The sequence below is a fragment of the Pseudofrankia coriaricola genome, assembly GCF_001854805.1.
GTDB lineage: Bacteria > Actinomycetota > Actinomycetes > Frankiales > Frankiaceae > Pseudofrankia.
Window position 1 is genome coordinate 1 of sequence record NZ_MBLO01000131.1, and the last position, 8487, is coordinate 8487.

12 protein-coding genes are annotated in these 8487 nt (G+C 65.3%); 7 read left to right on the top strand and 5 right to left on the bottom strand.

Going from position 1 to position 8487, the window contains the following annotated elements; translation table 11 throughout:
* The coding region (locus BCD48_RS19185) for a transposase (RefSeq protein ID WP_397428973.1) at positions 1–299 on the bottom strand (299 nt) is incomplete at its 3' end.
* 77 nt (positions 300–376) lie between these two features.
* Between BCD48_RS19185 and BCD48_RS49325 the strand changes: the two genes are divergently transcribed.
* Together BCD48_RS49325 and BCD48_RS49330 are read left to right on the top strand one after the other, a co-directional pair.
* Complete coding sequence (locus tag BCD48_RS49325) at positions 377–838, top strand: hypothetical protein (protein WP_071049816.1); 462 nt, start codon at positions 377–379, stop codon at positions 836–838.
* A gap of 45 nt (positions 839–883) precedes the next feature.
* A complete protein-coding gene (locus BCD48_RS49330; RefSeq protein ID WP_116271575.1) occupies positions 884–1270 on the top strand; it encodes a transposase in 387 nt (128 codons plus the stop codon).
* A 151-nt stretch (positions 1271–1421) separates the two neighbouring features.
* Here the strand turns inward: BCD48_RS49330 and BCD48_RS19200 are convergent, their stop codons facing one another.
* Positions 1422–2930: an IS1634 family transposase gene (locus BCD48_RS19200; RefSeq protein WP_071049818.1), complete on the bottom strand. Its 1509-nt coding sequence runs from the start codon at positions 2928–2930 to the stop codon at positions 1422–1424.
* A gap of 498 nt (positions 2931–3428) precedes the next feature.
* Between BCD48_RS19200 and BCD48_RS56715 the strand changes: the two genes are divergently transcribed.
* From BCD48_RS56715 to BCD48_RS19205, 3 genes are read left to right on the top strand one after another with little or no spacing between them, the layout of a single operon-like run.
* Complete coding sequence (locus tag BCD48_RS56715) at positions 3429–3812, top strand: TetR/AcrR family transcriptional regulator (protein ID WP_083418885.1); 384 nt, start codon at positions 3429–3431, stop codon at positions 3810–3812.
* A 12-nt stretch (positions 3813–3824) separates the two neighbouring features.
* Positions 3825–4136 carry a TetR-like C-terminal domain-containing protein gene (locus BCD48_RS56720; RefSeq protein ID WP_083418886.1) on the top strand — a complete coding sequence of 104 codons (312 nt, stop codon included), beginning with the start codon at positions 3825–3827 and terminating at the stop codon, positions 4134–4136.
* A 47-nt stretch (positions 4137–4183) separates the two neighbouring features.
* Complete coding sequence (locus BCD48_RS19205; RefSeq protein WP_071049819.1) at positions 4184–5218, top strand: IS630 family transposase; 1035 nt, start codon at positions 4184–4186, stop codon at positions 5216–5218.
* A 128-nt stretch (positions 5219–5346) separates the two neighbouring features.
* Here the strand turns inward: BCD48_RS19205 and BCD48_RS19210 are convergent, their stop codons facing one another.
* Entirely contained in the window at positions 5347–5991 is a 645-nt protein-coding gene (locus BCD48_RS19210) for a TetR/AcrR family transcriptional regulator (protein WP_071049820.1), read from the bottom strand.
* 575 nt (positions 5992–6566) lie between these two features.
* Here BCD48_RS19210 and BCD48_RS56725 point away from each other — a divergent pair.
* Complete coding sequence (locus tag BCD48_RS56725; RefSeq protein WP_071049821.1) at positions 6567–6821, top strand: alcohol dehydrogenase catalytic domain-containing protein; 255 nt, start codon at positions 6567–6569, stop codon at positions 6819–6821.
* 536 nt (positions 6822–7357) lie between these two features.
* Here BCD48_RS56725 and BCD48_RS52340 read toward each other — a convergent pair.
* Positions 7358–7564: a hypothetical protein gene (locus BCD48_RS52340; RefSeq protein WP_071049822.1), complete on the bottom strand. Its 207-nt coding sequence runs from the start codon at positions 7562–7564 to the stop codon at positions 7358–7360.
* A 36-nt stretch (positions 7565–7600) separates the two neighbouring features.
* On the opposite strand from BCD48_RS52340, the gene BCD48_RS54945 reads away from it, so the two are divergent.
* Complete coding sequence (locus BCD48_RS54945; protein WP_274536551.1) at positions 7601–7732, top strand: hypothetical protein; 132 nt, start codon at positions 7601–7603, stop codon at positions 7730–7732.
* Positions 7733–8016: 284 nt separating this feature from the next.
* On the opposite strand, the gene BCD48_RS19225 is transcribed toward BCD48_RS54945, so the two are convergent.
* Positions 8017–8427, bottom strand: coding sequence for a hypothetical protein (locus BCD48_RS19225; RefSeq protein ID WP_131804049.1), 411 nt, complete (start codon positions 8425–8427; stop codon positions 8017–8019).
* Positions 8428–8487: the final 60 nt, after the last annotated feature.

An 8487-nucleotide genomic window follows, 5' to 3' on the forward strand; every position in this document is an offset into this window, starting at 1 on the left:
TCGACCGGCCCGTTACGCGTCGACACCGTCTTCGTGGACATCCCGTTACGGGAGTTCCCCGTCCCGTGGCCGGCCGGATCGCCGACCTCGTACCCGAGATGGTCGGTCATCTCGACCTGCAGAGCACGCTCCAGGACGGCCTTCGTCATCCGGTTCAACAGACCATCAACCCCGTCGACCGGCGTTCCGGTCGCTTTCGCATCCTTCAACAACGCGTCGATCGCATCCGGCGCGAAAGCCTCCGCGATCCTCTGTGCCGCCGCCTCGTCATTTGTCCGAAGCGTTCCATTCTGCGTCATTCGGTGTCCATTTCTGATCCACCCGATCAAGGTAGATCGATCCTGGTCCACCTCCGACTTACACAGTCGTCGTCGTCATGACACGCCCGGCGTGGCGGGAGGAGAAGGACCTCCCGCCCAGCAGAGACCGGATCTGCTCGCCGTATGACACCGACGCCCGGTACGCGACCAAACGTGGCTCCGGCTGGGAAGGCTACAAGATCCATCTTACGGAGACCTGCGACGACGTGAGTACCACCGGCACGCCGCACCTGGTCGTCAACGTGACCACCACCGACGCGACCGTCACCGACGTGGAGAAGCTCGAAGACATCCACAGAGATCTCCATCGCAGGTCGCTGCTTCCCGCCGAGCATCTGGTCGATGCGGGCTACACCAGCGCCGAATTCCTTATCGACTCGAAACGCGATTTCGGCATCACGCTGACAGGCCCGCTGCGAGCCAGCAACTCCCCCCGGTTCAGGCCGGGGACGGGTTCGACCGCGCCGCGTTCACTATCGACTGGGACAACCAGCACGCCACCTGCCCGCAGGGCGTGACCAGCACGATCTGGTCGCCCTGCAGCGAACGCGGCCGAGAATCGATTGTGGTGCGTTTCCCCGTCACAGCATGCCAGCCATGCCCCCTCCGGGGCACAATGCAACCGCTCGACCCGGAATGGCCGCCAGTTGATGCTCCGTCGCCGCGACGTTCATGAAACGGTCGAGCAGGCCCGCGCCGACCAGAACACCGACGCGTGGAAACAGCGCTACGCGACCCGCGCCGGCGTCGAAGGCACCATCCACCAGACGGTCGCCGTCACCCGGATCCGTCGCTGCCGCTACACCGGACTCCCCAAGACCCGGCTTGCCCACGTGTTCGCCGCCACCGCCCTCAACCTGATCAGATTCGACGCCTGGTGGACCGGCACCCCACTCGACCGGCCGCGGGCCAGCCACCTCACAAGACGCGACCTCGACCACGCTGCGTAACCGAACAAGGCAACAGAGTCCTTGAGATGACCAAACTTCACCCAGACCCCCAAGGGATCATTTAACCTACGGCCATTGCCCCCGGCACTGTCCTACGGTGGCACCGCCGTGGCGACGAGTACGCCGATGTCGGGGCCCGACTTCCCTCAAATTAGTGCGCAAGGCCAGGTCCCACGATCAGCGCGAGTGCGTCGCGGAGATCGGCGGGGAGGGGGTCCTCGGCGGTAAGGATCTGTCCGCCGGCGCGGATCTGGATGGTGCGGTAGCGCCGGGCGGTGCGCACGAACTTTCGGATGGACCAGCCGGTGCGTTCCTCGACGTGGCGGACGACGGCGAGGGCGGCGAACACGATGGTCAGGTGTGCGTCGATCGACTCGCGTTTGTGGTGGTAGATCGGCCGGGCGGCCAGGTCGGACTTGCTCATCCTGAAGGATTTCTCGATGTTGAGCAGGCGGCTGTAGGCCTGCAGGGTGAACTCCGGGGTCGGGTTGTCGATGTTGGTGATGTAGCCCTTGAACCCCGCCAACGCGCGGGCCCTGGCCTCCAGGGCGCGGTTGACGGCCTTGTCCGCGCCGGTGAGCTGGACGAACCGGTTGCGCTTGACCGGGATCTTCCCGGCGACGGCCTTCTCGGCCTTGCCGACCTGTTCGTCGATGCCGCGCATGGTGCGCCGGGCGCGGTCGGCCTTGTATTGGTAGTAGATGACCTGGTCGCGGCGCTGGTCGGTGGGGCTGGCGGGCCAGGGCTGGGTGAAGATCTGCCCGTCGGCGATCTCGCTGTCGGGGTTGTCCCTGCGCCACGAGCTGATGACATAGGGAATGTCGGGGATCTTCATGCCGAGGATGAACGACAGCCCCTCGGCCTCGATCGCCTTGCGGTTGGCCTCCGAGATCATGCCGGCGTCGGCGACGACGGTGACGTCGCGCAGCCGGTGGGTGGCCATGAACGCCTTGATGACGGGGAGCATGGTGTGGGTCTCGGCCTTGTTGCCCTCGAAAGCCTCGATCATCAGCGGGAAGCCGGACGCGTCGGTGAGCAGGCCCAGGGTGATCTGGGGTTCGAGGCGGCGTTCCTTGGAGTAGCCGGGCTCGCGGAACCCGTCGCCCTGGTCGGTCTCGAAGTAGAGGGTCGTGGCGTCGTAGAGCACCAGGGACGCCGGCCCGAGCGCCGCGTGCGCCGCGCAGGCGGTCGCCAGCCGTTGCCGGTAGGCGTCGGTGGCGTACTTCGGCAGGGCGCGCTCGACAGTCGCGTAGGACGCCGCGGCGACGCCGACCTCCTCGAGGACACGGCGCGCGTCGCGCTTGCTGGTCGGCTCGATGATCCTCGCCAGCACCAGGTCACGGAACACCCGGTCACCGCCGGTCGCATCGTCCAGGCCGACCGCGTCGTAGGCACGGCACAGCGCGTCCCACAGATGCCCCATCCGGGACGCGACGATCGGCAGCGGCGCGCCTGGCGCGCCGGCCACGTCCAGGCCGAGGTCGAGTTCGCCCTGCCCGGCCGCGAGCCGCTGGTACGCGACCGCCTTGAGCGCTTCGAGTTCCGCCTCGTCGTGCGCCGATCCGACGTGGTCCATCGTCCGCGACCCACGCCGGTCGGAGTACACGATCTGCACCGCGGTCGCGCCCGACGCGGTCCGCACGGTGCGTACATAGGCCACAGACCCCAGCGTAGGGCCCCGGATTAGTGCACAAAAACAGAAGCCCTGGCCAGCGAACCCCCAGGTCAGCGACCCATGGAACCGATCAACCCGCGATCTTGAGGGAAGTCAGGTCCTACGGTGGCACCGCCGTGGCGACGAGTACGCCGATGTCGGGGCCGCCGGCCGTCTGCGGGATAGGTGAACGCTGTGGTGCACGGATTCCTCGCCGAAGACAGCTGCCAGTCTCTGGGAGGTGATTACTTCGCACGTGTCCCGTCGACATCGAGGAGTTCCCGCTGTGCCGCGACAGTTCCATGGCCCGTGCCCGCAACACCTCGATCGTCTCTGCCTGAGCCGCAACCAACGCGACGAGCTCCTCGCGCGACAGCTCCTCCGGACCCTGGCACCCGCCGAGACCACCACGTCACAGGGGCAGCACGCACGCGCCGACATCCGCCGCGCCGGACAACATCCAAAACCTGCCTACCCACAGCAAGATCTACGAGACGCCTGAGAATGCCTACTTCGGCCGATAGCGCCTTGGTATACAATAATAGTGTGTCGGCTGGGGACAACCAACTCGCGCCGACTGGTAACGAACCGTGTGTGCAGGCGGGTCGCAACGGTTTACAGCGGCGGCGTCACAACCCGGGCGAGGGGTACCAGCTCCGCTCGGAGATTACACGGGCCGCCATGCGGCTGCTTGAGACGACTCCATCCTCGAAAATTACACTACGTGCGGTAGTACGTGAAGCCGGCATATCGGCGCCAGCGATTTACCTTCAGTTCTCTGGCCGCCAGGAAATGATGCTCCATATCGGCAGGGTCGCCTGGCGAGAGTTGGCCTTGGAGATGGAGCACGCCGACGCGCAAGTTCAAAAGAACGGACCCTACAAATAGCTTCAGGCCCAAATGCGAGCGTACCTGCGCTACGCGGTGGCTAGCAAGACTCGCTATGACCTGTTATTCGGCGTCGATCCCGGAATTGAGCTCGAACTGGATGATGAGCGTCTACCCACCCGACCCGTCTATACTACGCTTAGACGCGCCATTGAACGCTGTCTAGGGGCAGGCTACGCGTTGCAGCTCGACAGTTTGGATGACATGACTATCCTCGTCTTTAGCGTCGCCCACGGCAACGTGGCGCTCGCCGACGCAATGAATTCTCCCTTAACCGGGCCCATACGAATTAGCAGTTATGTCGATCGCGTCCTACTAAGGTGAACGAAAGTATCTGGACATGGTCGATCCTGTCATGATTAAATCATTGCATGCGGGAGACCGACGGCCGGAAGCTTGACCACGGCGCGCTGGAAACAATCAGGATTCGCGTGGCGCGCCAGATCGTCGACGAGGACGCGAACGCCGACGAACTGGCGATGACGCTGGGCTTCAGTCGGGCGGCGGTGTTCTCTTGGGCGCAGCAGTACCGTGACGGCGGAATCGAGGCGCTGCGGGCGAAGCCGATTCCAGGCAGGCCGAAGAAACTGACCGAGCAGCAGGCTGACAGGATCTACACCATCCTCTGCACCAGGAACCCCGACCAGATGGAGTTCGACTTCCAGCTGTGGACCCGCTGGATGGTCCGCGACCTCATCCAGCGGCTCTTCCAGATCAGCATCACCGAGCAGGCGTTCGGCAGGATGCTGCGGCGCTGGGGAATGTCCCCACAACGGCCCACAAAGCAGGCGACCCAGCGCGACGACGAGAAAGTAATGCGCTGGAAGACCGAGCAGTTCCCGAAGATCCGCGCAGAGGCGAGGCAGGTCGGAGCCACCGTCTACTTCGGCGACGAGGCCTCGGTACGCACCGACCACCACGGCGGGACGACCTGGGCGCCTGTTGGTGAAACCCCGGTCGTCCACGGCACGGGCGACCGGAAATCGGTCCTCATGCTCTCCGCGGTCAGCGCCCAGGGAAAGCTGCACTTCATGCTCCAGCAGGGCGGCTCCGTGGACTCCAAGGTCTTCATCGAGTTCTGCCGGAAACTGCTCCATGACGACGGCGGAAAGGTCTTTCTCGTCGTCGACGGCGTCAAGTACCACGACTCGAAGGTCGTCCGCGAGTTCGTCGCCGCAGCAGAAGGGAAGCTCCGCATCTTCTACCTCCCGCCTTACGCCCCCGACACCAACCCGGACGAATGGGTCTGGAACAACGTCAAGACCGCCCAGATCGGCCGCAAAATGATCACATCGGTCTCCGACCTCTACTCCAAAGCTCTCGCCGCGCTCCGCAGGCTCCAGGAGAACCCGGCCCTCCTCGTCGGCTTCTTCGGCGACCCGCACCTCGTCTACATCCACTGGTAACGAGTCCAGATACTTACATTCTCCTTAGTACGTACGTTAGTTGCGGCGCCGCCAGAGGCCATAGGCAGGGGTCGTTGAATTAAATAGCCCGCTGCGCACCACGACAGGCTGCAGTACCGCCCCATGCATCAGTCCTCCTGGTCTTCCAGGCGGACGATTAGGTCCAGGAAATAGTCCGCGATCTTCGTCGCGGTGAGCTCGTCGTCGACGTCCACGATCTGCAGTGCGGCGGCGTGCACGAGACTGGTGACGGCACAGGCACTCGAATTGGGCAGAGGCGGTTTGCCAATGGTCAGGCCCCGAGCGCCGTGCATGAACTTTGCGTCGGCTTCCCGCCGCACGCTCGCAAAGCCAGGCGGCCCGTCGTTGCCCAGCACGATCCGGGAGATCTTGCGCGTCTTCCAGGTATCTATGAGATGTGCCTTGGCGCCCGTCACGTACAGGGCGACCGGACGGGTCTCGCCGGCGGCCCGTGCGCGCTCGGTCGCCTCCCTCGAAGCGACGGCATGGCTGTTGAGCATCGCGCGGGCCAAGGCCATGAACACCTCGGCCTTACCACCGAACCGATGGTAGATGCTCCCGACACTCACTCCTGACAGCTTAACGATGTCATTGATGCTGGTGCCTTCATAACCCTGCTTGGCGAATAGCACCCCGGCCGCGTCGAGGACCGCGCGTTCGGTATCGGCCGACTTAGGCCGATGGCTGGCCCTCTTCGCCCGGAGGACGCTCACCTCCGGGGGGAGCTCGAGGTTCAGATCGGGCTCAGACATCGTCTCCAGCTCCCGCGGTAGATCCCCTCGAAGGCCACAGCGCCTCCAGACTGTTCTAGAAGCGCGCCTGGAAGCATACCAGGCGCGACGGCGCGGCTGCGATCATCAGGGGACGCCCGAAAAGCTCGCGTGGTTGGGTGTCGTGGCTGCCTCGACGATCGCGTTGCAGGTGTCGCATGGCCACGGTCATGACTACAGCCGGCCGGGTAAGCCGCCGATCGCCTGGGATGATCCCGGCGCCGGGCGGTCCGTCAGCGCCCTCGTCGGCGACAGGCCCAGGCGAGCGCCGAACCCGACATCGGGATCACCACCGGCAGCCTGCTCGCCCGCGGTGCCGGTCATGGCAGCGGCGAGGGCGCGGTCAGCGCCGCCCTGCTCGGCGCTGACCCGACAATCAACCCAGATCAGCCAACCCCCACAACCAAAGCGCGGAGGTTGGAGCCGCGACTCTTGCGTTAGAGCACGATTCTAGTATCGTGCACTGGTCGACGGTATCGACTATCCGAGGAGGCGGTCGTGCCGAGGTCCTTGCAGCATCGTCGGCACGTGGGTATGTCATACCGGCACCGCGCTCCGTGGCGCCGCCGAAGCCGCACTCCGACCCACCTTCGGGCGGCATCGTCGAGGCCGTGGGAAGCGCCGTCACCGGCGTCGAGGTCGGCGACCACGTCGTCGTCACCTACGACGGTTGCGGCCGGTGCGCGCTGCCGGGAAGGCCGCCACGCCACTGCGCTCTGTGGTCGGACCTCAACGGTGGTCCGTCAGCGAGCCGTAGCAACCCGGCCGCCACCGACGTTTGCCGTTTCGACCGGCGTGCTTCGAGGGGATGAGCGCGGACGGAGACAGGAGGAAATCGGCGATATGGGACAAGGTGATTCTTCGTGAAAATCAATGCTGATCTGGTCGGCGTGAAACTTGGGCCGTTGCCCGGAAGTTGGGACAGCCCTGACTGGGTCGCGGTAGGGACCGCCCTTGCAGGCGGCCCCCCGCACAGATCCCAGCGTGCGGGACTACCGCACTGGGCTCCTGCCTTGGGTAGTGGCGTTGAACCGTGCGGCGGGGTAGGGATGCCGGGATCGGGCGGGCGGTAGCCATCGTTTCGCGACGGGGCTCATCCGTGCCCAGTTCAGGCGTTTGCGCTGGCTGCGGCGCCGTAGCGCCTTGAACCAGTGTCGCGTTACCTGGGTCGGAAGGCTGCCACTGCGTCCGTGTTGCCGGGGACAGCGTAGTAGTTGAGATGTCCGTTCACCACGCTGCCCAGCCAACGCCCCTGTTCGGGGATGGGTAGGTGACGGCGCCGCTTGATCTCTTTCTTGAGCTCGCGCAGCTCTGCCGTCATCCGCTTCTTGTCCGTGACCCGCCTCACTCAGAAGTTGCCCCGCTTGGACACCGCGCACATGTGCGTGAAGCCCAGGAAGCGGAACGTCTCGGGTTTGCCCTCCCCGCGTTCTGACCGGCGCCGGGCGGTGTGCCGTCCGAACTCGATCAGCCGGGTCTTGTCGGGGTCCAGGCCGAACTTCGAGAACCTCTCACGCTCCTGCTGATCCGCGTCGCCGAACGCCGATCCGAGCAAACCTGGCGCACACTCCGCCGCCAGACCGGCCGGATCATGCAGATCACCCTGACCGGCCCCGCCGGCACGGTCGCCCAGACGACCGCTCTCACCCCGGCCCAGAAGGCCGTCTACCAGGACGTTTCCGTCCCACCACCCACCCGGGTCACCGCCTTCGACCCCACCTGATCACCCCACGAAAACCCCCGCCAGGGCCGGCCAGCGCGTGGATACACGCCCCCACCCGGCCCCACACGAGTTTCCGCAGATCAACACCATGATCATCACATCCATGTGACCACCAACTGCGGAACTCGGGGTTCATCTTCGCCAACAGGCGGCCCTAGCCGTCGCAGTGCGCGCCATGAGGACGCCGGCTCCAACGAGGACGGAAATACGCCAGCCGTGCGGCGGCGCTTGGGCGTTAGCACGGCACGAACGGGAGACGGTGCGTGGGGACGGTCCCCTGCGCATCACTCCTCGCTGTTAGCCAGGCGGAGGATGAGGTCGGTGAAATAGTCCGCGATCTTCGTGGCGGTACCTCGGCCGTCAGCCTCGACGATCTGCAGCGCCCCGGCATGCACGAGTGCGGTGACAGCACAGGCAGTCAAATTGGGCAGCGGCGGGTTACCGAACGTCAGCCCCCTAGCGCCATGCATGAACTTCACGCCGGCCTCCCGGTACACGTTCGCATAGCCGGGCGGCCCGTCATCGCCTAGCATTACCCGCGATATCTCGCGCGTCTTCCAGATATCCATGAGATAAGCCTTGGCGCCCGCCGCGTATAGGGCGGCCGGACGGGTCTCGCCAGCGGCACGGGCCCGCTCGGTCGCCTTCTTCGATGCGTTGGCATTCCGGTTGAGTGCCTCGCTCGCCAGAACCATGAACACCTCGGCGTCAGCGCGCGATTCGACGCGAAGTCGCCGCGGGAGTCAATTTGATAG

What these genes read in the sequence shown, in the direction of transcription:
- BCD48_RS49325 (WP_071049816.1), top strand. Translation starts at nt 377, where the DNA reads ATGACACGCCCGGCGTGGCGGGAGGAGAAGGACCTCCCGCCCAGCAGA.
- BCD48_RS56715 (WP_083418885.1), top strand. Translation starts at nt 3,429, where the DNA reads ATGCCTACTTCGGCCGATAGCGCCTTGGTATACAATAATAGTGTGTCG.
- BCD48_RS56720 (WP_083418886.1), top strand. Translation starts at nt 3,825, where the DNA reads ATGCGAGCGTACCTGCGCTACGCGGTGGCTAGCAAGACTCGCTATGAC.
- BCD48_RS19205 (WP_071049819.1), top strand. Translation starts at nt 4,184, where the DNA reads ATGCGGGAGACCGACGGCCGGAAGCTTGACCACGGCGCGCTGGAAACA.
- BCD48_RS19210 (WP_071049820.1), bottom strand. Translation starts at nt 5,991, where the DNA reads ATGTCTGAGCCCGATCTGAACCTCGAGCTCCCCCCGGAGGTGAGCGTC.
- BCD48_RS54945 (WP_274536551.1), top strand. Translation starts at nt 7,601, where the DNA reads ATGCAGATCACCCTGACCGGCCCCGCCGGCACGGTCGCCCAGACGACC.
- BCD48_RS19225 (WP_131804049.1), bottom strand. Translation starts at nt 8,427, where the DNA reads ATGGTTCTGGCGAGCGAGGCACTCAACCGGAATGCCAACGCATCGAAG.